We start from the raw sequence: 23212 nt of genomic DNA on the forward strand, positions 1-23212 counted from the left end.
GCTCCGCATCGGCATAGCGCCCGGCGAGCTCCGCCATGCCGTCGCGAAACGCCCCGGCGGCATGGTCGCCTGCCTCCCGGGTATCGGCCAATATCGCCAGCCGCTCGACGGCACTGGAAACGCCTTCGACATTGCGAGGCTCGATATAGAACACCGGCATGTCCAGCGCTTCGATGGTCTCGAGCTGCTCGGCCGGATTGCCGGTTACCCAGCCGATCACCAGGTCCGGTCGGAGGGAGACGAGGGTCTCCAGGTCCATGCGGGTGTGGCTGCCCACCGACTGCACCGCCTTCGCCTCGGGCGGGTAGTCGCTGTAGGCCACCACCGCCACCACCTTTTCCCCCGCGCCGGCGGCGTAGACCAGCTCGGTGGCCCCGGGGGACAGCGCGGCGATACGCTCGGCCGGCTGCTCGAGGCACACCTTGCGATCGCGGTCATCGACGGCGCACAACGCCTCGGCATGTGCCTGGGTTGGGCCCAGCAGGGCCGCGGCGAGCGAAGCACCGAAGAGCGCAGCGGGGCCAAGGACCCCGCCGAACCGGCCGCTACTGGCCAAAGTGAACACTGACGAAGGCCGCGCGGCCGGCGTTGAGGTAATCATCACCATCGACAAATCTTGCCGTCGCATACTCTTTATCCAAGGCATTATCGACGGTCAGGCGAGCCGACCACAGCGGTGCGAACTGCCAGCCGGCGCGCAGATTGACCAGCCCGAAACCATCGATGCGATTTTCGTTGGCCGCATCGTTGTAGCGATGGCCTTGAAGGACCCAGGAACCGCCCAGGGACCATGCGCCCAGCTCCCGGTCCACATCGAACCGGGCACTCTGGCTGGCCCGGCGCTGGATGCGATTGCCCGCATTGATCCCACTACGATTTTCCGGATCGATCCAGCCCAGCGCAGCCGCCAGCGTCCAGTCGTCAATCTCCGCCCCCCCCGACAGCTCGATGCCGCGAATACGTGCCTCGGCAATATTCTGGGGCGCCCACAGGCCGCTCTCGGTGGGCGCCCAGGCAATCATGTCATCCAGGTCAGTCTGGTAGGCTGCAAGATCCCAGTACCAGCGCTGATACTGCCCGCGCACGCCCACCTCAACGGTTTCAGATGTTTCCGGGTCGAGTTCGGGATTGCCCGAGTTGGGCCAATACAGATCATTGAAGGTCGGTGCGCGAAAAGCGGTACCGTAACTGGCCCTAAGGGTATGAGAGCCGTCCAGGTCGTAGCCCAGCGCCAGGCTACCGGTGACTTCATCGCCATAGGCCTCGTTGTCGTCATAACGCAGGCCTGCCTGCACGGCAAACGGCGAAAAGTCGAGCAGACCCTGGGCGAAGACCGCCACATTGTCGCGACTGTCGACGTCGAAATCCGTGGTGCCAGACACCTTGTCCTCGCTGTACTCGGCACCGGCCACCAGCTCGTGCAGTCCGAAATTCAGGGTGTTCTGCCAGCGAGCTGTCTGGGTACGGGTGTCGAGGACGGATGTCCCTGCCGGCTCCCACTGGGTGGCTTGTGCATGATTGTCCAGCTCATCCCGGGATTCACTCAGCGTCAGGCGCTACGCCAGTTTTCAGTCACCGGAAGCTCGCCGTAAACGCCGGCAACTTGCTGGACGAAATCCATCTCACCGCCATCGTATTCGTTGCTGCCCCGCGCCCGCAGGGCCAGCATGCCGACCTCGGCGCCACCGTCGAATTCATGGGCAATGCGGGCCAGAGCCGAGGTATTGTCGTAGCCCTTGTCCTCGCCGTCGCGGCGAACCGGCGTGCCGTCGGTGGAGAAGTGGCTGCCGGCGAAGCTGTAGCGAGTTCCGCCGCTGCTGCCGGAGAGCCCTGCACTGTAGCGCTGGGTATTGAACGAGCCGCCGCCCGCGGAGATACGCGGGTGCGGTCCGCCCTCTTCGGCCTCATGGGTGAATAGCTGAACCACGCCGCCCACGGCATCGGCGCCGTAGAGGCTGCCACGGGGACCGCGGACGATCTCGGCACGCTCGAACATCCGTGGCTCGAGGTAGTGCCAGGCCGCGCCACCTGCGGTGGCGGAGCGCAGCCGGATGCCGTCGATCATCAGTGCCGTCGACTCGTTGCCGGTACCGCGCAGATAGACGCTGCTGTTCTTGCCGAAGCTGCCATTCGAGGTGACATCCACCCCCGGCTGGCCGCGAAGCATATCGGTCATGCTGGTGGGGTCCTGCCGGCGCAGCGTCGCTTCATCGAGGACGGTAACCGACGAAAGGGTCTCGTCGGCGGTACGCGGTGCCAGTGTGGCGGTGACCACCATCGGATTAAGGGCTACAGTTTCGGCGGTGTCGGTGGCCTGGGCCTGAACGGCCAGCGGCAGTGCGGCCAGGCTGAATGCAGCCAGGCCAAGAGAGGCGTTGGTTCTGGTTTTCATGGTATTCCCTTGCTCGCCGTGCCTACCCGCACGGTCTTCTCTATGAAGCCGGGGCGACGTGAAGGGACGCGGAGAGGGAAAACGTGAAAGCCGATGCCTGCCCTGCCCCTGGTCGCCCACCGCAACCCGGCATAAGGGAAACGCCGCAACAATGTCTGAATGGACGAAGCGCAGTGATACGCGTCAATCCGCCCGTCGATACAACGGCGTTTCCTGGACTCTCAGGCCGGTCTCCGGGCTTACGAGCGAAGCGGCATGTTGCACAGGCCAGCTTCGGGACCATCGCCTTCCCATGCCAGGGCACAGTGGCGCAATGATGGACCCAGACTCGATCACCGTTGCGGGGGCAGCGTCGGATTGTTCTCCGTTCATCATGAAGAGCGGAGCGATCACCGACTTCCCGATTAACCTCGGATAAAGCAATGAGGCACCTGAGAGGTGGACGTAAGCTAACAACCGCTCCGGGGGGCGTCAATGTCAAACACCCGGAGGTTTGACCTGGCGCAGTGGTTGGACGAGTCCGTGGCGCACATACCACACCTGCTCCGCCCGGGACGCTACGTCCTGGGCCAGCCAGCCGGCGAGATCGCGCAGGCGCCTATCCCGATGCGCCATGGGCACGATCCCGCGGCCCATTTCTGCAAGAATCAGTATCATGGTCAGCTCGAGATCATGCTCGGCTTCAAGGATCATCGCCACGGCGGCGGCCAGTTCTTGCCGTAGCCGATCATCATCGGTTTCCCGATCCAGCGCCGCCTCCAGCCAGGCCGTCCAGCCCGTCACGACCAGCACGCCTCCCGGCGCCAGCCCCCCTCCCGGCTCGAGTGCCGCCAGCCAATCGACCGGGTTCGCCCGGGGGCCGATACGCTGCCAGCAAGCCGCGGGGAAATGACGGACTACGGCCTCACGCTTGCCGGCGCAGGCACCGCCGATGAAGAGCTGCATGACCAGCCTCCCTGCCGATGGGTAAAGGTCAGCCGACGCCCCTGGGCCTGGCTGACGCTGCCGTCCCAGAAGTCGATGGCCTCGAAGCGACGGCGCAGTTCGCGGATCACCCCGCCGTGGGTCACGGTCAGTATCCGGCGGTGCCCTTCGGCCTCGGCGGCCAGGAACAGCTCCGTCAACCAGGCGCCAAGCCGGTAACGCAGCTGTGCCGTGGATTCTCCGCCGGGCGGTGCCTGCTCACCACGGCTTTCGATCCAGGCCCGGTAGAGCGGCTCATCCTTGAGGTCCGCGTAACGCATGCCTTCATAGTCACCGAAGTCGAGCTCACGCAGCCGGGCGTCGAAGCGGGGCTCAAAGGGCACCTCGCCGGCATCCCACACATGCGCCAGGGTCTGGCGACAGCGGGTCAGGTCACTGCAATACACCGCCTCGAATCGCTCATCGGCCAGCTGGTCCCGCAGCTGATTCATGGCATCGAGGGCATCGGGCAACAGCAGCGGGATGTCGCGCTGGCCCTGGTAACGCTGTTCGCGGTTCCAGTCGGTCAGCCCATGGCGGACGATCACCAGTTCCAGCGTTGTCGACTCCATCATCCTTCCTCCTTTCCCGGCAGTCAGCCCGACACCCACCAGACCCAGACAATCAGCAGCAGCCATAGCTCCGCTGCCTCGATGGCGGCCCCGACGATATCGCCATTGACCCCGCCGAAGGCGCGCTCATGAGCCAGCCATAGCCCAGCAGGAAGAGCGAGAGACAGCCCAGCAGCACCACAGCCAGGCCGCTCATCACGAATAACCCGCCCGGCAGCAACCAGAATGCTGCCGCCAGGGGCAGCAGCGACAGTGCCAGGTCGCGGCGTTGCAGGTGCTGTCGCCAGGCCCAGGCCAGGCCCTCGTTCCGAGCGCTGGGAGCCAACAGCAGCAGCGCCACACCCCCCAGGCGCCCGAGGGCTGGCACCACCACCAGCACGACCAGACTCACTTCGGCTTCCAGCAAGCCCCAGAGCAGAGTCACCTTCCAGGCGAGCAGGAAGACCAGCGCCAGGATACCGAAGCTGCCCACCTGGGGGTCCTTCATGATCGCCCAGCGGCGCTCCAGCGGCGCATTGCTGCCCAGGGCGTCGGCCACGTCCATCAGGCCGTCCAGGTGCAGCCCGCCGGAGAGCCCCACCCACAGGCTGAGCAGCACCAGCGCCAGCATTGGGGTGGGCAAAACACCCTGCAGCAGAGCCCCGAGGCTGGAAAGGATCGCCCCAAGCAGCAACCCGACAAGCGGGTAGCAGCGCAGCGCCCAGCGGCTGGTGGCCGGCGTCCAGGGGCAAGTGACCGGCACCGGCAGCCGGGTCAGGAACTGGATTGCCAGCAGCAGGCCATAGCCGGCCTCTTTCATGGGCCCCATAGTCTCGCCTTCATTGCCTCAGCGCCTCGCCACATTTCCATTCGATGGCCATGCCTGCCACCACCTCGACCACGCGATCCGCCTCCGTGGCCAGCTGGCGGTGCAGCCGCTGCAGGAATGCCAGGTATCGCCAGGTCTCTGCGTCCCGGGGTGGCAGGTCTTCGTTGAGGTCGTTGGATACCACCACCATAGCGATCTCTCGCTTCCTGGCCTCGAGCAGCAGTTCCGTCAGTTCTGCGCATCCCGCTTCTTCGTCGAAGCCGGCTTCATAGAGCGCCCGGCTGGCCCAGAGCGTCAGGCAGTCGAGCAGCACGGTAGCCTCGGCCGGCACCGGTGTGAGTGCCTTTCCCAGGGCCAGCGGAGCCTCCAGGGTAACCCAGCCGCTGCCTCGATCGCGTCGATGACGCTCGATGCGGGCCGCCATCTCGCTGTCCGAGGCCGTGGCGGTGGCAAGGTAGATGCGTGAGCCACCAAGCCGCTGCTGCCAGTCGAGGCTCAAGCTCTCGGCCACTGAGCTCTTGCCCGAGCGGGCACCGCCACTGACGAAGGCGATCATGACTGCCCCCTCGCCGCCACTGGCGACAGTGCCCCCAGCAGACGATCATTGTCGGCGGACCCGCGCAGTGCCAGGCGCAGCCAGCTCCCGTCGAGGCCGGAAAAATTGTGCGTATGCCGAGCCAGGATGCCGGCCTGCAGCAATCGCCCAAGCAATGCATTGCCCGCTGACGGACCGCTGCCCTGGCGCACCAGAAAGAAATTGACCCGGCTCGGCACCACTTCAAGGCCCAGCGACACCAGGCCCGCCTGCAGGCGTGGGCGCTCTTCACGCAGCCAGGTGTGAGTGCGATCCAGAAAGTCGCCATCCGCCAGCAGAGGCGCCACCAGTGCGGCTGACAGATGGTTCACGCTCCAGGGTGGCTGGCCTGCCTGGAGCCGACGGACCGTCTCCGCGTCTGCCAACAGATACCCCAGCCTCAGCCCCGGCAGGGTGTAGAGCTTGGTCAGGGAGCGCAGCAGGACCAGGTTGTCGAACCGGGGCAGCAGCGAGGTCAGCGCAGCTCCAGGTTCATCGACGAAGTCGATGAAGGCCTCGTCCACCACCACCGTGACCCCCTGCCGTTGCGCCGCGTCGAGCAGACTCTCCATGGCAGGCCGAGGCAGCAGGGTTCCGGTGGGGTTGTTGGGCCGGCAGAGAAACAGCACGTCGGCCCGGCGGAGCGGCGAGGCGAGCCTGGCCGGGTCCAGGTCGAAGGTCGGCGCTGCCAGTGACAGGCGTGTGACGGCGAGGCCATGGGCCGCACAGGCCCGGGCATACTCCGAGAAGCTGGGCTCGACGATGACCGCCCGGCCACGGGCATGCAGCCCGGCGGCCAGGAAGATCGCCTCGGCCCCGCCGTTGGTCAGCAGTACCTGATTCGGATCCACGCCTTCGTGACCGGCGATCGCCTCGCGGGCAGCCCGGTAGTCAGGGTCGGGATAGCGGGATAGTCCCGCCATGGCACCGGCAATGGCATCAGCCAGCCAGCCGGGCGGACCCAGCGGATTGAGATTGGTGCTGAAATCGAGCAATGGCTGGGTCGTCGGCAGGCCGAAGCGCTCCAGCAGGGCAGCCCCCTGTCCGCCGTGGCTCGGCCAGGCACCCTGCGGCTTCATGACAGCCCCTCCTTCACTGCTATCGTGAGTGCCATCAGCACGATGAAGAGCAACCAGGTGCCGTGCAGATGGCGGATGGACAATGAGATATGGCGAACCTCCAGCACCTCGAGTGGCCGGCCCAGCGTGGCACGGTGCGAGGCGACCCCGGCATAGTGGTTGGTACCACCCACCTGGACCCCCATCAGGTTGGCCATCATCGCCTCCGGCCAGCCGCTGTTGGGGCTGGCATGACGTGGTGCCTCGCGCCAGGTGGCCGCCAGGGCGCCACGGGTTCCTGCGCCGGGCAGCGTGAAGGCCGCCAGCCACATCGCCAGGGCGGTGAGCCGTGCCGGCACCCAGTTGGCCGCATCGTCGAGTCGGGCCGATGCCCAGCCGAAGTCACCGTAGCGTTCGTTGCGATAGCCGACCATGGAGTCCAACGTATTGACCGCCTTGTAAGCCAAGGCCAGGGGGGCGCCGCCGAGCAGGGCCCAGAACAGCGGGGCGGTGACGCCATCGACGCTGTTCTCGGCCACCGTCTCCACCGCCCCCCGGGTGATCTCGCCCTCGTCGAGCATTGCCGTATCGCGCCCGACGATCCTCCCCAGGGCAAGGCGCGCCGCCGGCAGGTCGCCGGACGCCAGGGGGCGAGCCACTTCCCTCGCGGCATCCTGCAGCCCCTTGATGGCCAGGGTGGAGGCCAGCAGCCCGATCTCCGCGACCAGCGACAGCAGAGGATGCAGCCATGCCAGCCCCGTCAGCAAGCCCCAGGCCAGGAGATAGACGCCCATGACCACGAGAAGGGTCATGATGGCTCCCTTGCATTGGCGAGCCCGCGATGAACCTCGGTTCCAGGCTCGCTCCAGCCAAGCGATCATCCGGCCCATGCCCACCACCGGATGCGGCAGGCCGCGAGGATCTCCGATCAGCAGGTCTAGCACGATCGCCACCGCCACCAAGGCGAGCAGCGTCAGCGAGAGCGGCTCCGCCGTCATGTCTCTTGGCTGCCCGCCACGCCGGCAGAGGCGAAGGTGGCCATGTCGGCCAGCATGCGGGTTGCCGATTCCAGCAGCGGGAACGCGAGTGCCGCACCGGAGCCTTCACCGAGACGCAGCTCCAGCTCCAGCAGCGGCTCACCGCCCAGTGCCATGAGGCATGCGCGTGCCCCGGCTCCCGGGAACGGTGGCCAAAGATAAGATAGTCGCGCACCTTCGGCTCGATACGGCAGGCCAGCAACGCCGCCACGGTGGCGATGAAGCCATCCACCAGCAAAGGGACACGCCGCGACGCCCCGCCCAGGTAGGCACCGGCCATGGCGGCGATCTCGAGCCCCCCAGCTTGGCCAGGATATCCAGCGGGTCCTCGGGATCCGGCGCCCTGGCAGCGATGGCGCGCTCGATGACGGCTCGCTTGTGGGCCAGCCGGCTCTCGGGAATGCCAGTTCCCTGCCCGGTCAGGCCGTCAACCGGCTCACCGGTCAGCACGGCCAGCATGGCGCTGCTCGCGGTGGTGTTGGCGATGCCCATCTCCCCCACGATCAGGCAGCGACAGCCGGCGGCAACGGCTCGTTCGGCCGCGCGGATGCCCACCTCGATCGCCTGCACCGCCTCGGACCGCTGCATGGCATCCTGCTCGGCGAAGTTGGCGGTGCCTCGGCGCACCTTGTCGTGTACCAGTCCGCTCTCTCCGCCACGCGCGGCGCTATCCCTGGAAAGTTCGCTGACCACGCCCACGTCGATGACCTCGAGCCGGGCACCGATCTGACGGGCAAAGACATTGATGGCCGCCCCGCCGGCAACGAAATTGCCCACCATCTGAGCGGTAACCGCCTGAGGGAAGGCCGAGACGCCTTCGGCGGCGACACCATGGTCGGCGGCGAATACCAGCACGCCGGGTGGGGTGACGCGCGGCAGCTCATCGCCCGTGATGGTGGCGAGGGTGATCGCCAGCGACTCCAGCCGGCCGAGGCTGCCCGGCGGCTTGGTCAGCTGATCGACGTGATCGGAGACGCGACCGGCAATGGCCCTGTCGGTGGGCTGAAGTCGAGCGAGGGTATCGGTGAGCATGCGTTGCATCCTGGCTGGGCATGGAGAGGGGCACCATCTTAGCAAGGGCCCGGCATTATGCGCATGCCGCTCAGGAGACTCGCTTCGTCTCTATCGCGAGCTCGCCACCCTCTGGGCGCAACGGCTCTCCTGCCTTGTCCTGCTCCGCGGCCGGCTCTGGGCCGTCTTGCCACGCCAGCCGAGCGGAATTGGCCATGACGCTCAGCGAACTCGCCACCATGGCCAGCACGGCAACCAAGGGGGGAATCGCCATGCTCACCGCCAGGCCCAGTGCCAAGGTATTGTAGAGCCCCGAAAGCACCAGGTTCTGGCGCATCACCCGCCGGGTCCGGCGGGCCAGCCACCATGCCGAGGCGACACCCTCGATGCCCGGGCGCATCAACACCACGCCGGCCCCCTCCCGTGCCGCCGAACTCGCGCCCAAAGGCGCCACCCCCACCGTCGCGGTGGCCAGGCCCAGCACGTCATTGATGCCATCACCCACGTAGAGCGAGGACTGGGGCAGCGCGCTGATGAGCCTTGCCTTGGCTTCGGGGCTCCGCTCCGGATAGCACTCCTCTGGCACCAGGCCCACGGCCCTGCCAAGGCTCTCGACGGCACCCCGCCGATCGCCGCTGATCAGAGCCAGGGCCAGGCCGGCTTCGTGTAGCCCTGCCAGCGTCTCGCCGGTGCCGGGTAGCGGCTCCTCCCCCAGGGTGAAGCCACCCAGCCAGCGGCCATCGCAAGCCAGCAGGATCTCGCTGCTTGCCTCCTCGTCGCTCTCCGGGGCGAAAATGCCCTGCTCCGCCAGCCACCCGCGACTGCCCAGCAGCAGCTCTCGGCCATCATCGAGCCGAACCCGACGCCCGCGCCCGGCCAGCTCTTCCGCCCGGGTGACGCCCTCCGCCTCCACCACGCCTTCGTCGCGCAGGCGGCGTCGCAGCGCCCTTGCCAATGGGTGCTCGCTGGCTTGGACCGCCTTGGCCGCGAGTGACAGCAGCGTTGCCCTCGCAACATCGGGCGCCACGCTGATGCCAAGCACCCTCGGCTCCCCGGGCGTCAGGGTGCCGGTCTTGTCGAAGGCCGCGGCCCGGATGCCCGCCAGGTTCTCGAAGGTACTCGGGTCGCGAAAGACCACGCCCCGCCCCAGCGCCTGGCCACTGCCGGCCAGCCCGGCCAGGGGCACGGCCAGACCCACGGCGCAGGGGCAGGCCACCACCAGCACCGACAGCGCCCGCACCAGGGCCTCCTCCCCCGGCCACCCCCGCCAGTAGAGTCATGCCCCAGGTGAACAGGGCGAGCCCGACTGCCAGCGGACTTAGCCAGGCGGCGAAGCGGTCGGCCAGACGCTGCAGCTCCCCCTTGCGCGCCTGCTGCCACCACATCTGCTCACGCAGCTTGTCCAGTCGGCACTCACCGGCGAGGGCCGTCACCTCCAGTACCAGTGGCTCCCCCAGGTTGCGACAGCCCGCCGCCACCGCGTCACCGGGCAGGCAGCGGCGCGGCGCACTCTCCCCGGTGAGCGGCGCAAGGTCGAGCAATGCCTCGCCCCCCCTGAGCACCCCATCCAGGGGCAGCACCTCGCCCTCCTCCACTCGCAGGCAATCGCCCTGCGCTACCGCCTCCACCGGGCAGTCCTCCCAGCGCCCACGCTGCGCCGGCGAACGTCACCCGGGGGCGTATGCAGGGCCTGCAGTGCACGCAGGCCGCGATGACGACAGAGGGTCTCGACCAGCCGCCCCGCCAAAAGCAGCAGGATAAGCATGACCGCCGTGTCGAAGTAGACCTCCCCCGAGCCTCGAGAGAGCAGCCACAGAGAGACTCCCACGGCCCCCAGGGCACCCAGGGAGACCAGCGCATCCATCCCGGCCTGCTGGCGCGCAGTGTCCGCCAGGMGGCCCGATAGAAGGGCAGCCCGGCATAGGCCACCACCGGCAGGGCAAAGGCCCCCGACACCCAGGCCAGGACCTGTTCCAGTCCGGAATGGGGTAGCGCTCCCGCATAGATCAGCAGTGACGCGAGCATCGTCCACATGCCGAAGGAGGCCGCGATCAGCAGACGCAGGATAAGGTAGCGACTCTCCTCCTCGAGGCGTGCCTCGGCATCGCCGGCCGCCTCCGGTGGCCCCAGTCGATAGCCGATGCGACGTACCGCCCTCGCCAGGACGCTCTCGTCGAGGGCCTCGGGGTGCCCGCACACCAGCAGGGTGGCGCTGGGATAGTGCAGGCTGGCGGACGTGACGCCGGGCAGGCGCTCCAGCTGCGCCTCCACCGCCAGGGCACAGCTGGTGCACCAGAGCCCCTGTACCGAAAAGAGCGCTTCGTTAGACGCCAGCTCTTCGGCGTCTGAATTCATGGACATACGGCATCCTTGCAGCGATTGGAAGCCCTTGCTTTTGGCGTAGGGCATCGCGGCGACCGCAAGGGGCCGCTCGCTTTTCAAACTAGCTGAACGACCACCCACGGACCAACCCGTACGTCAGCAGTGACAGAGCTTGTGATTCATGACGCCTCAACTATACTGTGCATATATACAGCATCCGAGGTGTCAATATGGCACAGACTCCACCACTCAAGGGGCGTGGCGCCACTTTCAACCCGGGCAACCGCTTCGCCCTCACGCAACGCGAAGCAGTGGACGATGGTTGGTGGCAAGACGCTACGCCCCAGCGCCTGGCAACCCTGGTGCGCGACGAAACGGCCCGCAGCGCCCTGTCATGGAACCGCTCGCCGGACCTGCCCTTCGACCGCTCACTCAACCCCTATCGGGGATGTGAGCATGGCTGCATCTACTGCTATGCCCGGCCCAGCCATGCCTATTGGGACCTCTCGCCCGGGCTCGACTTCGAGACCCGCCTGATCGCCCGCAGCGGTCTGGTGGAACGCCTGCGCGAGGAGCTGTGCCACCCCGGTTATGTCTGCCGCCCGATCACCCTTTCCGGCAATACCGACTGCTATCAGCCGCTGGAAGCCGAGCGCGGTACGACGCTCCGGCTGCTCGAATTGCTGATCGAGTGCCGCCACCCGGTGTCGATCGTGACCAAGAGCGCCCTGATCCTGCGCGATCTCGACCTGCTGAGCGCGCTGGCCGAACGGAACCTGGTTCGCGTCATGATCAGCCTGACAAGCCTCGACCGTGATCTCAAGCGCACCCTGGAGCCGCGAACCGCCTCCCCCACCGCCCGGTTGCGAATCATCGAGAATCTCGCCCAGGCCGGAGTACCGGTTGGGACCCTGATCGCACCGGTGATTCCCGGGCTGACCGACCACGAAATGGAGCGACTGCTCGAGGCGGCCCGCAACGCCGGCGCCGACTGTGCCGGGTGGACACTGCTGCGACTGCCCCACGAGGTCGCACCGCTGTTCGAGGAGTGGCTGCATGCCCACTACCCCGAGAGGCCGGCAAGGTGATGAGCCTGATGCGTCAGTGTCGCGGCGGCATGACCTATGACGCCCGCCACGGCAAGCGCATGCGTGGCCAAGGGGTGTTTGCCGACTTGCTGGCCCAGCGCTTCAGCCAGGCCTGTCGACGACTGGGGTTCAATGAACCGGCCGTACGCTCGGCGCAGCGGCTGGATGTCACGGCCTTTCGACCGCCCCGCGACCAGGGCGACCTGTTCGAATGAGGCCACTGGAACATCTACCGGGGAACTCACGGTCAGGGCATCAGTACCGCTGCACCGGTCAATCGCCCTTCGCGCAGGTCGGCCAGTGCCTGGTTCGCTTCTTCCAGGGGATAGGCACGAGTTTCGGTGTGTATCGGCAACCGTGCAGCCAGCGGCAGGAATTCATCGCCATCTCGGCGGGTCAGGTTTGCCACCGAGCTGACGCTACGCTCCTGCCACAGCAGTCGGTAGGGAAAGCGCGGAATATCGGACATGTGGATACCACCCGACACCACCGCCCCCCCAGGCCGGACGTGGGAAAGCGCGATGGGTATGAGCTCGCCAACCGGGGCGAACAGCAACGCAGCGTCCAGTGGTTCGGGGGGCGCTTCGTCGCTTCCTCCTGCCCACACGGCGCCCAACCGGCGGGCGAATGCCTGGGCGGTGGTATCGCCCTTGCGGGTGAAGGCGTAGACGGACTGCCCCTTGGCCACCGCGAGCTGGGCCAGAATATGCGCCGCGGCGCCGAAGCCATAGATACCCAGTCGCCGCGGGGTCTCGCCGCCTGCCAAGCGCCAGGTCCGGTAACCGATCAGGCCGGCACACAGCAGCGGGGCTGCCGCCTGGGCATCGCCCGGGGTCTGGGTGCCCGGCAGGGAAAAGCAGTAGCGAGCATCGGCCACGCAGAATTCGGCATAGCCGCCATCCAGGGTATAGCCGGTGAACAGGGCGCTCGCGCAAAGGTTCTCACGCCCTGCCATACAGTGATCGCAGCTTCCACAGGTCCAGCCCAGCCAGGGCACGCCGATATAGCTGCCCACCGCCGGAGCCTGAACACCCTCGCCCACCGCCGTCACGATGCCGACGATCTCATGCCCGGGAACCAGCGGCAGGGCCGGATCGTCAAGCTCGCCATCCACCACGTGAAGGTCGGTACGGCAGACGCCGCAGGCCAGCACCCGCAGTTGCACCTCCCCCGGCCCAGGCTCGGGCCGGGGAATCCACTCCAGCACCAGCGGTTGGCCGGGGGCCTGCAGGCGCATCGCACGCATCTTGTCCGCCATCGTATGGGGCCTCGTCTTGTCTCTGCCTTGGCTGCTCAATGCACCTGGCGGCGATCCTCCAGCACGGTGCCGCTCCTGTGCAGCTCAGCTTCATGGTCCGCTTCGCGCCAGGGCTCGGCCAGTGCCTCGGTGTACCACTGCTGCATGACCGGCAGTGCCAGCAGACGCTCGGCATAGGCCAACGAGGGCTCGCTCAGCTCGAGACCGAAGGTCTGTACGCGAAACGCCACCGGGGCGAAGAAGGCATCCACCGCCGTGAAGACTTTCCCCGCCAGGAAGGGCCCACCAAAACGCTCGAACCCCTGCTGCCAGAGTTCGTCGAGCCGGGCCAGATCGCGGGACAGCCCCGGCGACACCTCCTGCAATCGCACCCGCACCCCGCAGTTCATGGAACACTGGCCACGCAGGGCGGAGAAACCGGCGTGCATTTCGCTGCTGGCGCAGCGGGCCCAGGCCCGTGCTTCGTCGTCGGCAGGCCAGACACCGGCATGGCGCTCCGCCAGGTACTCGATGATTGCCAGCGAGTCCCAGACCGGGCGGGCGCCATCTTCCAGGCAGGGCACCAGGCCCGATGGCGAAAAGGTACGAAATGAGGCCCAGCTGGTGCCCGGGTCAAAGGGTGTCAGGCACTCCTCGAAGGGGATCTCGAGCTGGCGCATCAGCACCCAGGGGCGCAGCGACCATGAAGAGTAGTTCTTGTTGGCGATATGCAGTCGGTACATGACCTTTCCTGGGCGGTTAATGTGCACGCACAAGCATAGCCTCTTGCCGCTTCACTGCGCGACACCGCCTCCTCAGGCGACCGCCACCTCGTAGCCGGTGAACTTGCGCAGATTGATCACGCCACTGTCGAGGATCAGGTACTGCCCCTTCAGGCCCAGCAGGGTGCCGGCCACGACGGGGTTCTTGTCGAAGTTGTGGGAGACGATCTTGCGGGGAAATTCCAGCACCGGGTAGTCGAACGCCATCGGCGAGGCTTCGAGCACCCGGATCGCGTCGGCGCCGAAGCGCTCATGCAGGTTGGCGAGCCCGCCCTCCAGGCGCGCCAGCAGCCGGTCCCGTTCGGCACACAGGTCCATTGGCTCGACCTCGCCCTTGAGCATGGCACGCCAGTTGGTGCGATCGGCCACCTCCTCCTTGAACAGCATCTCGACGAAACCCGACTGCTGGCGGGTATCGACCTGCAGGATGGGCAGGGCCTGGATCGCGCCCTGGTCGAGCCAGCGCGTCGGCACCTGGGTCCCCCGTGTGATGCCGACCTTGAGTCCGGAGGAGTTGGCCAGGTAGACCACATGGGGCTGGAAGCAGTGGCGCTCACCCCACTCCGGTTCGCGGCAGGTGCCCTCGAAGTAGTGGCAGAGCTCCGGCTTCATGATGCAGGTATCGCACTGGGCCAGCTTCTTGAAGCAGGGATAGCAGTGGCCCTGGGCGAAGCTCTTCTTGGTCGCACGGCCGCAATGGGTGCAGGCGATAGCCCCCGTCCAGGTCAGCCGCAGAGGCTTGCCCAGACGCACATTGAGATCGAGACGGTGCTCCCCAGCGCGCAGGGTGTAGCGCACGGGCTCACCCTGCTCGCCAGTGGCGACAGCCATCTTGCTCAGGCATCCCTGAATGACGGCGGGATTGATTTCTGTCTTTTCAATAATGTTCATAGGAAGTGCGGCATAGATTGGCGAGCGGGATGAAGAGCAAGGCGCACGCAGCGCAGAACCGAGCGCAGCGACAAACATCCGAAGGATGGCCCCGCAGGGTGAGAAACCGCAGGTTTCGAGTCCACCGGAGCCTATGCGGTACTAGGTGAGGATGTCGAGCAGCGCGCAACGAAGCGATTCGCCCGCGCAGCCATTTATGCCGTATTTCCTCAGTCACGGGTGGCATCCCGGGCTAATCCAGCCAGCTCGGGCGGAACATCGGCGCCGGAGCTGGCGCTACCGCAGGTGCGCTGCTCCAGATAGCCGACCCGCTGCGCCTCGGGCACGTTGTTCTCCACCTCGTAGCGCATCACCGCCTCGAGGCAGAGCTCGGTCTGCTCACTGGTCAGCATCCGACCATCCGGCCATTTGCGCAGTGATACCGCCTGCTTGAGGCTCTCGTAGATGGCCGGGGTCATCTGCTGGATCATGCGTTCGAAGGTCATGTCGCTCATGGAGTCAGTCTCTTTAGAAATAGCGGCGGGAGCTCAAGGGCGGCGAGCACGCCCGGAATAATACCAGCCCAGCGCCAACCCCACGACCAGGCCGCCAAGATGCGCCTCGTTGGCCACATTGCCGAAACCCACGGCCGAGGCGGCATCGGTCATGGTGAAGACCATCCAGCCCAGCATGAAGACCACCAGCATCTGGGGCACGAAGAAGCCGCTCTGCGGCGCGCGCCGGGACATCAACCAGACATAACCCAGCAGGGCGAAGTCGACCCCGGACATGCCGCCGAAGAGCACCGTACCCGTTGCGTACTGGGCCAGGTTGGCGCCGATGCCGGCCACCAGCAGGATCAGCAGCATGCGCCGAGGTCCCTGCAGGGCCTCGACCTGACGTCCGAAGTACCACAGCCAGAGCATGTTGAATATCAGATGCATCCAGCCGAAGTGCAGAAAGGCCGGAGACAGGAGCCGCCATACCTGTCCGGATGCCATGGCATCGCCCAGGCTGCCGAACACGACACTACCGTTGACGATGCCCACGGGCACGATGGTCAGTGCGGCAACGACGATGTCGCCCATCACACCCATGAGCGCGAATACCAGCAGGGAGAGCGCCAATGCAGTGGCCGTGACTGGCGCCTGGCGGAATGGCACCGCCAGCGAGTTGCCACCCGACGCCTTTCGACGCCGTTCGGTCACGAGCCGCTCGCCCCGCTGCCAGCGCGACAGCAGCTGCATCATGGCGTCATGCTGATCCGGATTGGCCAGCCACAGTACCTGCCCCTCCTCTTCCTCGGTGAAGCGGTGACCGATCCGGTGGGCCCAAAGCGCTCGGCGCAGCTCTCCGATCTCGGCATCATGGGGAAACAGCATGATGCGGTACATGAACACTCCCTGAAGTCATTACTGGTTCAATTCTGCTTCGCAAAGGCGCCCGCCACAATGGTTTGCGCTGGAAACGATGCCTTGCACGGAAGAATCGTGCCCACGCAAAGAAAAAATCCGGCGGAGGGGGCCGCCGGATAAGAGCAAGGGATCATTCAAGGGAACACTTACTCTGATGGGCTTGACGGCAGGAAGTTCAGGGGTACGGCAGAAAATGTTGTTATTCTTTGTAATAACATTACCAGCTGCCGGAACAGCGCCGCTCAGTCGAAATCGATCTCCCACGGCCTGGGCCTCGCCGCCTCCTCCTGAGGCACCCGAACCCAGACGAAATGGTTGGCGTCGAGCCGCGCTTCCCCGCTCCAGCGGTAGGCGACCAGCCGACCGAACTTTACCGCGCTGTAGTCGAGGCAGGCGATATTGGCCGTCGGCAGGGCCGGTATACCCTCGCACCAGTAGTGGCCGATGAACAACGGCCGCTCCTCCCGGCCGTAGTAACTCAGCCGAGCCCGCTCTTCTTCGGTCAGAGTGCGCGATTCCAGCTCCCCCGGCAGATTGTCGGGTTGGAATATGACGTCGCCCCAGGTGCGTGGCTCACGCGCCCAGAAGTGAGCGCGAAAGCTACGCCGGGTAAAGCCGTCCCCTGAATGAATCTCGACACCTTCCGGCAGCGGCACATGCGTACCGCGAGTCAACCGATCCAGTATCCGGAACGCCCGGGTTCCCGGTGTCACCGACTCCTCCAGGAAGGCTTCGTCGATCCGGCCAGTCGGGTGCGACTGACGCAGGGAGTCGATCAGGGTCTGATCCCAGCAGGCATGAACCACCCGCAGGCCGGGCAGCTCCAGGAATAGCGGAATGTCGAGGAACCAGGCCAAGGCCTCCTCCCACTCGGAGGGGTGGTCGCGGTACTGGTCCAGGGTCTCCTTGATGATGCGATTGTGTCGCGGGGAGTGCTCGCGCAGCCACTCCCGGCCCAGCCGGCGAGGCGCGCGATGGCAGTAGGCCAGGGCATTGTACTCATGGTTTCCCATGACAATATGCGCCTCGCCCTCTTCCACCATGCGCCGGGCAATACTCACCGCCAGGCGGATACGGGGGCCGCGGTCGATCAGGTCACCCAGGAAGATCACTCGGCGCCGCGGATGGCGATAGACACCGCCGCGCTGATGGTAGCCGAGCTTCTCCAGCAGGGCACCCAGGGTGGCACCGCAGCCGTGAACGTCACCGATGAGATCGTAGCCTTCGATTGCCGCCTCTCTCGTCACGTCAGTCCCCCAGCCGATTGCTCCAGCCCAGCTTGCTGCGCAGGACCTCGTAGAAATTGTGGCCCGGGGGATGCACCAGGTGAACCCGCTGCGGCTTGCGCTTCACGACCAGGACATCGTCAGGCTTGGCAACCGCACGGGTCTGGCCATCGCAGCTGATATGCGGATAGGTCTGATTCGTCTCGCCAATATGCACGCGGATCTCGCTGGCGGCATCGATCACGATGGGCCGGCTGGATAGGGTATGGGGAAACATCGGCACCAGTTCGATCACGTCCAGCTTGGGATGCATGATCGAGCCACCCCCTGAAAGAGCATAAGCGGTGGACCCGGTCGGCGTGGCAATGATCAGGCCATCACTGCGCTGGCTGTAGACGAACTGGTCGTCGATGAACAACTCGAACTCGATCATTCGCACCGCCTTGCCCGGATGCAGTACCACTTCATTGAGCGCATCGCCGCTGCCGACCTGGGTGCCATCGCGATAGAGTTCCGCGTCGAGCAGGAACCGCTCTTCGACCTCGTACTGCCCGGCCAGCACCTGCCCGACGCGCTCCTCGAGCTCGTCCGGCGAGATATCGGTGAGAAACCCCAGGCGACCGCGGTTGACACCCAGCACCAGGGTGCCGCTATGACAAAGCGTCCGGGCAGCACCCAGCAGGCTGCCATCGCCACCCACCACGATGACCAGGTCGCAAAGTTCACCGAGGGTTCGGCGGCTGGCTTCCGGATGCCCATGGTCGAGCAGCACGGTAGCCGTGCGATCCTCGATGATCACATGGTAGTCCCGCTCGTCGAGAAAGTGCATCAGGCGCCTGAGGGTGTCGACCACCTTGGTGCTACCCAGGCGACCGATCAGACCGATGTTCTTGAAGGTTTGCATGCCCTGGCCTCTCGGATCACGGCCGGCCATTATGGAGGCTGGCAGCAGACCGGGCAAACTCAAGCCGCAACCGCCACCCGGCGGCGCAGCCACCACTCGTTGAGAAACAGCGAGCCGACGATAATCGCCCCGCCGACTCCCAGGCGCAACAGGTCGGCCTCACGATTCCAGATCACCAGGTTGACCAGCAGTCCTGCAGGGATCAAGGCGTTATTCATGATCGCCAGGGCGCCGGCATCCACGCGGGTTGCCCCCAGGTTCCACAGAAAGTAGCCGACGCCGGATGCTACCAGGCCAAGCCAGGCGAGCACGCCCCACTGGAGGCTCGTGGTGGGCATCGCACCGGCATTGCCCAGCAGGGCAAAGGCCGGCAGGGCGACGATCAACGCGCCGAGGTAGAACCAGGCGAAGACGCTATGCCGCGGCAAGGATGCCGGCAGGGTCGCTGAGAGACGGCGATAACCCACCTGGCCGAGGGCGAAGCAGAGATTGGCACCCTGGACCACCAGGAACCCGAGCCAGAACCCGCTATCGAGCCCCTGGTAGCGGATGACCGCCGCACCCAACACGGCAAGGGCAGCCGTGAGCAGGTAGAAAGGCGTGAAACGGCCAAACAGCGCATCGTCCAGCAGCGTGACATAGAGGGGGGTGAAAATGGTGAAGAGCAGGACTTCCGGCACTGTCAGCAACAGGAATGACTGGTAGAAGAAGATATACATCAGGCCTAGCTGCACGGCTCCCAGCGCCATCAGCATAAGTCGCTGTCGCCCTTGCAGAAGCGATGGCCGCAGGAAAGGCAGGAACACCAGTGCCGCCAGGGCAACCCGCACCAGCACCGCGAAGTAGCTGTCCACCTGGCCGGCCAGGTAGACGCCGATCAGTGAGAACGAGAAGGCCCATAGGGCGGTCACGCCAATCAAATAGCCCACGGTAAACTCCATCGAGCGCGATAGTTGACAGCGATTATACGCACAACTGCCCTGGCTTCAATTCGCCGGTCACTTCGTTGCTGCCCCGGCCTAGTCCACCCGAGCGCTTCACTTTCCCGTTGCCGGCAGGACGGCCTCTTCGTTGCGACTGGTGGAAAAGTACTCTTCGTACCGGGCGTCGGCCTGGTCTCCGAACAGAATGGCACAGGCCTCTCTCAGCCGGGTGAGTCACGTATCGCCGCCTCGTGGACGACAAGGGCAATCTTGGAGCGTCGCCGCAGGAAGTCCTCCAGCCGGGTAACCATCTCTCGACGCTGTGCATACCTCAATTCGCAGCGAAGGTATTCGGTCCCCTCTATCAACACCTCGGCCTGGAGCGGATCCTCCCGAATGTCTTCCAGCATCTCCAGGGCATGGGTTCCATAACGACGCCACAGGCGGGTCGATAATGGCTCCGAAGCCTCCGCAGCCGTCATGCTATCGAGCCCCATCAAGGCAGCCTGGTGCATGAACTCCTGTCGCACCTCTTCCGGCGGCTCGCCATACCAGCGATGGTTCGGGTGAGGTATTGTTACCCCCATGTTGCGTACGGCATCGACCACCTCGTCACCAACGTTGAGACAATCGGTAAGCTTGCCGCCGAAAATGCTCAAGTGGGCATCATCGCCATTGATGTCGATGGCGTGCTTGCGTGACAGCTGGAGAAAATCGCGCTCGCCACCGCCACTGGCCTGCACGGCCAAGGGACGAACGCCACACCGGGTGGAAATGATGTCCTTGGTGGTCAGGGGCTTGTCCAATGAGAGACGTTTATTGATGTTTTCAAGGACGAAGCGAACATCGTCCTCGGTAACACCGACCTCCGGCTTCTCGACGCGGGTATCGGTGGTGCCGATACAGGTCCTCGGCCCCATGGGAATGACAAAGAAGAGACGACCGTCGTCGGCGAAAAATGCCAGCACACGCTGGCTGTCAGTCAGTCTCGGCACGATCAGGTGAATGCCCTTGGAGTAGACGTGATGGTAATCGGTCTGCTGTCCCGTAAGGGCGTTGTGCTTATCCACCCAGGGCCCTGCCGCGTTGATCAGTACCCGAGAGCGCACCTCCAGTGTTCTGCCGTCCATCACGTCGCGCAACTGAGTGACCCACAGGTCGTTCTCACGCCTGCCACCCAGAGATTCCACGTAATTGACCGCCACGCAACCGTAATTTAGCGCCCCGCGTACGAAATTGAAGACGAAACGGGCGTCGTTGTCGTGGAGATAGGCATCCGAATACTCGAAGCCACCGATAGCCTCTCCAACGTCAACAATCGCTTCGTTCCGTTTGATCGCCGAGGGGGCCAGAAAACGAGGAATGCGTGTAAAGCCGTTGCCGATCAGCCAGTAGAGCCAGCTACCGGCCCAGAGGTAGCGTGGGTGATAACGGAACCCCCTTGAAATGGTGGTCAAGAAGCGAATCTCCTGCACCGTCGAGGGATAGCTCTTGATCAGGTGATTGCGACTCTTGCAAAGCTTGCGAACCAGGGCAAAGTCCCGGCTCTCCATGTACTTGATGCCCCCCCACACCAGGTTGGAAGAGTGCATGCTGGTACTGCCAGCGAAATCGCCACGCTCGACCAGTGCCACCCTGGCTCCTTTTCCTGCCAGTGCCGCGGCAGCGGCTGCACCGTTGATGCCACCACCCACGATGAGGACATCAAAGATTTCCCCATCTAACTTGTCGATATTGCTGCTGCGCAATTGCATGTGAGGACCTATCTGGAATAACGGACCTTATTCGGAAAAAATACCCCGCTCGGCGAGCGCCGAACGGGGCAGGAGTTGACCCGGTCAGGCTACCGGAAACACGATCACCAGGTATCGGGCTTGGGCGTGGCAGGCCGGTTACTGCCTGCCGCGCCGACGAATGTGGTCTCGGTCAGGCACCACAGCCCGACGAAACCTCTCAGCGTGTACCGGCGGCCATCCACTCTTCCATCATCTGGTCATAGGGAACGGTGGTGCCCTGAGGCATCTCGTTGTCGAGCCTGGCCTTTGGTGCGCCCGGCTGCGACAGCCAGTACTCCGGATCACGCTCCTCATTGAGCATCGGCGGATAGGACTCGAACACATTGGCCCGCGCCAGGCGTGCCATGATGTTGTCCATGGCATTGGCCAGGTTGTCGAGACCCTCCTGCGGCGTGATCTCACCACTGATCACCGGCGCCAGGTTCTGCCACCAGAGCGGTGCCATGCGCGGATAGTCGGGCACGTTGGTACCGGTCGGGGTCCAGTTGGACTCGTTGGGGCTACGATAGAACTCGACGAGGCCACCCAGCTTCGGTGCCATTTCGGTCATCTGCTCGGAGAAGATATCCGACTCCCGAATCGGCGTCAGGCCAGCCATCAGCTTCTCCAGGGAGACAGTCTTGGCGGTGGTGAACTGACCGAACAGCCAGGCCGCAGTACGACGGTCCTCAGGAGTGGAATCGAAGAAGGTCCAGGAACCCACATCCTGATAGCCGACCTTCATGCCCTCTTCCCAATACGGACCCACCGGGGACGGCGCCATGCGCCACTTGGGATTGCCTTCGTCATCGGTGACCGCCACGCTGGGGTCGGTCATGTCGGCAGTAAAGGCCGTGTACCAGAAGATCTGCTGGGCGATGTTGCCCTGGGCCGGCACTGGCCCAGCCTCGCCAAAGGTCATGCCCTGGGCCTCAGGCGGCGCGTAGTCGCGGAGCCAATCCACAGCCTTCTGCATGGCGAATACCGAGGCAGGCGCATTGGTACCGCCGCCACGGGTCACGCTGGACCCCACCGGACGGCTCTCCTCATCGACGCGGATGCCCCAGTCGTCCACCGGATTGCCAAAAGGTACGCCCGGGCTGCCCATGCCAGCCATGGAGAGCCAGGAGTCGTGGAAGCGCCAGCCGAGTGATGGGTCGCGGCGTCCATAGTCCATGTGGCCGTAGACTCGAACGCCATCGATCTCACCGACGTGCTCGGTGAAGAATTCGGCGATGTTCTCGTAGGCCGTCCAGTTGGTGGGAACGCCCAGGTCATAGCCATAGATATCACGGAACTGTTCCTGGAGATCCTCGCGCTGGAACCAGTCATAGCGGAACCAGTAGAGGTTAGCGAACTGCTGAGCCGGCAGCTGATAGATGCTGCCATCCGGTCCGGTGGTGTACTGGATGCCGATGAAGTCGTCCAGGTCCAGGGTCGGCAGTGTGAAGTCTGCCCACTCGTTTTCCATCGCTTCTGAAAGATTGATGGTGGTCCCGTAACGAATGTGTGTGCCGATGGCATCGGAGTCGTTGATGAAACCGTCATAAATGTTGCGACCCGTCTGCATCTGGGTCTGCATATTATCGACGAGATCACCTTCTCCAATGATGTTGTGAGTTACCTCTATACCGGTCAATTCCGTAAAGGCTTCCGCCAGGACATCGCGCTCATAAACGTGGGTGGTCAGGCCCTCCGCAACGGTATTGATCTCCATGCCGCGGAACGGCTCTGCGGCCTTGGCAAACCACAGCAGCTCCTCGATCTGCTCCTCCCGGGACAGGGTCGAGTTCTGGAAGTGCTCATCGACCAGGCGCTCGGCGATGGCTCTGGCATCGTGGGAGTCGGCGTACAGACTAGCGGATGCAAGCATCAGGCTACCTGCCAGCACCGTCAGTTTTATCCTGTTGTTTTTCATGTGGACCTCGTTTGCTTGTTGTCGTCTTCCATAACGTAATTAGTCATCCTTGCCACCTTGATTCAGCCCCAGCGCATCAGCACCAGCAACCATAGAATGGAAGCCGCCAGAGCAAACCAAATCGAAATATTAGTAAAGCCAACCACAGCCAGATGAATATAAGCCGCGGAAAGCAGGCCTATGAAAAGTCGGTCGCCGCGAGTGGTGGCGATCGGCAGGAAGCCACGCCGCTCTACCGTGGGCGAGGCCAGCTCCCAGGCCGTCATACCGAGCAGTATCGCGGCTATGACGGAGAAGAAGATTGCCGTGGGTAGTGTCCAGACCATCCATTCCATCG

18 protein-coding genes, 6 pseudogenes and 1 riboswitch are annotated in these 23212 nt (G+C 64.8%); of the genes and pseudogenes, 1 reads left to right on the forward strand and 23 read right to left on the reverse strand.

The genetic code is table 11. The annotated features are described in order from the left end of the window. The 12 genes and pseudogenes from Q427_RS00310 to Q427_RS32970 all read right to left on the reverse strand — a co-directional run. Nucleotides 1-565: ABC transporter substrate-binding protein (locus Q427_RS00310; RefSeq protein WP_231613284.1), on the reverse strand; the 565-nt coding region annotated here is incomplete at its 3' end. Beyond that, nucleotides 546-2392: pseudogene (locus Q427_RS00315) on the reverse strand (TonB-dependent receptor domain-containing protein). The gene Q427_RS00310 and the pseudogene Q427_RS00315, both read right to left, overlap by 20 nt. A 207-nt stretch (nucleotides 2393-2599) precedes the next feature. Beyond that, nucleotides 2600-2842: riboswitch (cobalamin riboswitch) on the reverse strand. A 27-nt stretch (nucleotides 2843-2869) separates the two neighbouring features. Continuing rightward, nucleotides 2870-3337, reverse strand: a complete 468-nt coding sequence (locus Q427_RS00320) for a bifunctional adenosylcobinamide kinase/adenosylcobinamide-phosphate guanylyltransferase (protein WP_043510132.1) — start codon at nucleotides 3335-3337, stop codon at nucleotides 2870-2872. Then, complete coding sequence (locus Q427_RS00325; RefSeq protein WP_043510133.1) at nucleotides 3289-3930, reverse strand: histidine phosphatase family protein; 642 nt, start codon at nucleotides 3928-3930, stop codon at nucleotides 3289-3291. The genes Q427_RS00320 and Q427_RS00325 overlap by 49 nt, the downstream gene beginning before the upstream one ends. Nucleotides 3931-3950: 20 nt before the next feature. Beyond that, nucleotides 3951-4735 (reverse strand): annotated as a pseudogene (cobS, locus tag Q427_RS00330) (adenosylcobinamide-GDP ribazoletransferase). A 10-nt stretch (nucleotides 4736-4745) separates the two neighbouring features. Continuing rightward, the gene (locus tag Q427_RS00335) at nucleotides 4746-5291 is read right to left on the reverse strand and encodes a bifunctional adenosylcobinamide kinase/adenosylcobinamide-phosphate guanylyltransferase (protein WP_043510135.1); all 546 of its coding nucleotides are present in this window, start codon (nucleotides 5289-5291) and stop codon (nucleotides 4746-4748) included. Beyond that, nucleotides 5288-6388, reverse strand: a complete 1101-nt coding sequence (cobD, locus tag Q427_RS00340) for a threonine-phosphate decarboxylase CobD (protein WP_043510137.1) — start codon at nucleotides 6386-6388, stop codon at nucleotides 5288-5290. The genes Q427_RS00335 and cobD overlap by 4 nt, the downstream gene beginning before the upstream one ends. Then, entirely contained in the window at nucleotides 6385-7365 is a 981-nt protein-coding gene (gene cbiB / locus Q427_RS00345) for an adenosylcobinamide-phosphate synthase CbiB (protein ID WP_043510139.1), read from the reverse strand. The genes cobD and cbiB overlap by 4 nt, the downstream gene beginning before the upstream one ends. Beyond that, nucleotides 7362-8436 (reverse strand): annotated as a pseudogene (cobT, locus tag Q427_RS00350) (nicotinate-nucleotide--dimethylbenzimidazole phosphoribosyltransferase). Before cobT ends, cbiB begins: the two are co-directional and overlap by 4 nt. 70 nt (nucleotides 8437-8506) lie before the next feature. Beyond that, on the reverse strand, nucleotides 8507-9655 hold the full coding sequence (locus Q427_RS32960) for a heavy metal translocating P-type ATPase (RefSeq protein ID WP_231613285.1): 1149 nt from the start codon (nucleotides 9653-9655) through the stop codon (nucleotides 8507-8509). Nucleotides 9656-9740: 85 nt separating this feature from the next. Next, nucleotides 9741-10010 (reverse strand): annotated as a pseudogene (locus Q427_RS32965) (P-type ATPase); the annotation flags it as partial. Then, nucleotides 9898-10770 (reverse strand): cation transporter, encoded by an 873-nt coding sequence (locus Q427_RS32970; protein WP_231613286.1) that lies wholly within the window; start codon nucleotides 10768-10770, stop codon nucleotides 9898-9900. The pseudogene Q427_RS32965 and the gene Q427_RS32970, both read right to left, overlap by 113 nt. Nucleotides 10771-10967: 197 nt before the next feature. On the opposite strand from Q427_RS32970, the pseudogene Q427_RS00360 reads away from it, so the two are divergent. Further along, nucleotides 10968-12040, forward strand: a pseudogene (locus Q427_RS00360) (PA0069 family radical SAM protein). A gap of 32 nt (nucleotides 12041-12072) precedes the next feature. Here Q427_RS00360 and Q427_RS00365 read toward each other — a convergent pair. The 11 genes and pseudogenes from Q427_RS00365 to Q427_RS00415 form a co-directional block, all read right to left on the reverse strand. Continuing rightward, nucleotides 12073-13083 (reverse strand): zinc-dependent alcohol dehydrogenase family protein, encoded by a 1011-nt coding sequence (locus tag Q427_RS00365; RefSeq protein ID WP_231613287.1) that lies wholly within the window; start codon nucleotides 13081-13083, stop codon nucleotides 12073-12075. Nucleotides 13084-13118: 35 nt separating this feature from the next. Continuing rightward, nucleotides 13119-13805 carry a glutathione S-transferase family protein gene (locus tag Q427_RS00370; RefSeq protein WP_043510140.1) on the reverse strand — a complete coding sequence of 229 codons (687 nt, stop codon included), beginning with the start codon at nucleotides 13803-13805 and terminating at the stop codon, nucleotides 13119-13121. Nucleotides 13806-13877: 72 nt separating this feature from the next. Continuing rightward, on the reverse strand, nucleotides 13878-14675 hold the full coding sequence (locus tag Q427_RS00375; protein WP_081785754.1) for a DUF2797 domain-containing protein: 798 nt from the start codon (nucleotides 14673-14675) through the stop codon (nucleotides 13878-13880). A 269-nt stretch (nucleotides 14676-14944) separates the two neighbouring features. After that, a complete protein-coding gene (locus Q427_RS00380; protein ID WP_043510143.1) occupies nucleotides 14945-15229 on the reverse strand; it encodes a YeaC family protein in 285 nt (94 codons plus the stop codon). 33 nt (nucleotides 15230-15262) lie between these two features. Beyond that, entirely contained in the window at nucleotides 15263-16108 is an 846-nt protein-coding gene (locus Q427_RS00385; RefSeq protein ID WP_043510146.1) for a rhomboid family intramembrane serine protease, read from the reverse strand. 263 nt (nucleotides 16109-16371) lie between these two features. Further along, a complete protein-coding gene (locus Q427_RS00390; protein WP_043510165.1) occupies nucleotides 16372-17358 on the reverse strand; it encodes a metallophosphoesterase in 987 nt (328 codons plus the stop codon). A gap of 19 nt (nucleotides 17359-17377) precedes the next feature. Further along, on the reverse strand, nucleotides 17378-18259 hold the full coding sequence (locus Q427_RS00395) for an NAD(+) kinase (RefSeq protein ID WP_043510166.1): 882 nt from the start codon (nucleotides 18257-18259) through the stop codon (nucleotides 17378-17380). A gap of 59 nt (nucleotides 18260-18318) precedes the next feature. Next, nucleotides 18319-19188 carry a carboxylate/amino acid/amine transporter gene (locus Q427_RS00400; RefSeq protein ID WP_043510148.1) on the reverse strand — a complete coding sequence of 290 codons (870 nt, stop codon included), beginning with the start codon at nucleotides 19186-19188 and terminating at the stop codon, nucleotides 18319-18321. Between the two features lie 108 nt (nucleotides 19189-19296). Beyond that, nucleotides 19297-20936: pseudogene (locus Q427_RS00405) on the reverse strand (glycerol-3-phosphate dehydrogenase/oxidase). 199 nt (nucleotides 20937-21135) lie between these two features. Further along, nucleotides 21136-22875, reverse strand: coding sequence for an ABC transporter substrate-binding protein (locus Q427_RS00410; protein WP_043510149.1), 1740 nt, complete (start codon nucleotides 22873-22875; stop codon nucleotides 21136-21138). 62 nt (nucleotides 22876-22937) lie between these two features. Next, nucleotides 22938-23210: a DUF2160 domain-containing protein gene (locus Q427_RS00415; protein ID WP_043510150.1), complete on the reverse strand. Its 273-nt coding sequence runs from the start codon at nucleotides 23208-23210 to the stop codon at nucleotides 22938-22940. Between the last annotated feature and the right edge of the window lie 2 nt (nucleotides 23211-23212).

It is taken from the genome of Halomonas sp. BC04 (genome assembly GCF_000568385.1).

Bases quoted from the DNA above. Each gene is read 5' to 3' on its own strand.
- Q427_RS00375 (WP_081785754.1), bottom strand. From the start codon at position 14,675: ATGGCTGTCGCCACTGGCGAGCAGGGTGAGCCCGTGCGCTACACCCTG.
- Q427_RS00370 (WP_043510140.1), bottom strand. From the start codon at position 13,805: ATGTACCGACTGCATATCGCCAACAAGAACTACTCTTCATGGTCGCTG.
- Q427_RS00365 (WP_231613287.1), bottom strand. From the start codon at position 13,083: ATGGCGGACAAGATGCGTGCGATGCGCCTGCAGGCCCCCGGCCAACCG.
- Q427_RS00415 (WP_043510150.1), bottom strand. From the start codon at position 23,210: ATGGAATGGATGGTCTGGACACTACCCACGGCAATCTTCTTCTCCGTC.
- Q427_RS00325 (WP_043510133.1), bottom strand. From the start codon at position 3,930: ATGATGGAGTCGACAACGCTGGAACTGGTGATCGTCCGCCATGGGCTG.
- Q427_RS00380 (WP_043510143.1), bottom strand. From the start codon at position 15,229: ATGAGCGACATGACCTTCGAACGCATGATCCAGCAGATGACCCCGGCC.
- cobD (WP_043510137.1), bottom strand. From the start codon at position 6,388: ATGAAGCCGCAGGGTGCCTGGCCGAGCCACGGCGGACAGGGGGCTGCC.
- Q427_RS00395 (WP_043510166.1), bottom strand. From the start codon at position 18,259: ATGCAAACCTTCAAGAACATCGGTCTGATCGGTCGCCTGGGTAGCACC.
- Q427_RS00385 (WP_043510146.1), bottom strand. From the start codon at position 16,108: ATGTACCGCATCATGCTGTTTCCCCATGATGCCGAGATCGGAGAGCTG.
- cbiB (WP_043510139.1), bottom strand. From the start codon at position 7,365: ATGACGGCGGAGCCGCTCTCGCTGACGCTGCTCGCCTTGGTGGCGGTG.
- Q427_RS00410 (WP_043510149.1), bottom strand. From the start codon at position 22,875: ATGAAAAACAACAGGATAAAACTGACGGTGCTGGCAGGTAGCCTGATG.
- Q427_RS00335 (WP_043510135.1), bottom strand. From the start codon at position 5,291: ATGATCGCCTTCGTCAGTGGCGGTGCCCGCTCGGGCAAGAGCTCAGTG.
- Q427_RS00320 (WP_043510132.1), bottom strand. From the start codon at position 3,337: ATGCAGCTCTTCATCGGCGGTGCCTGCGCCGGCAAGCGTGAGGCCGTA.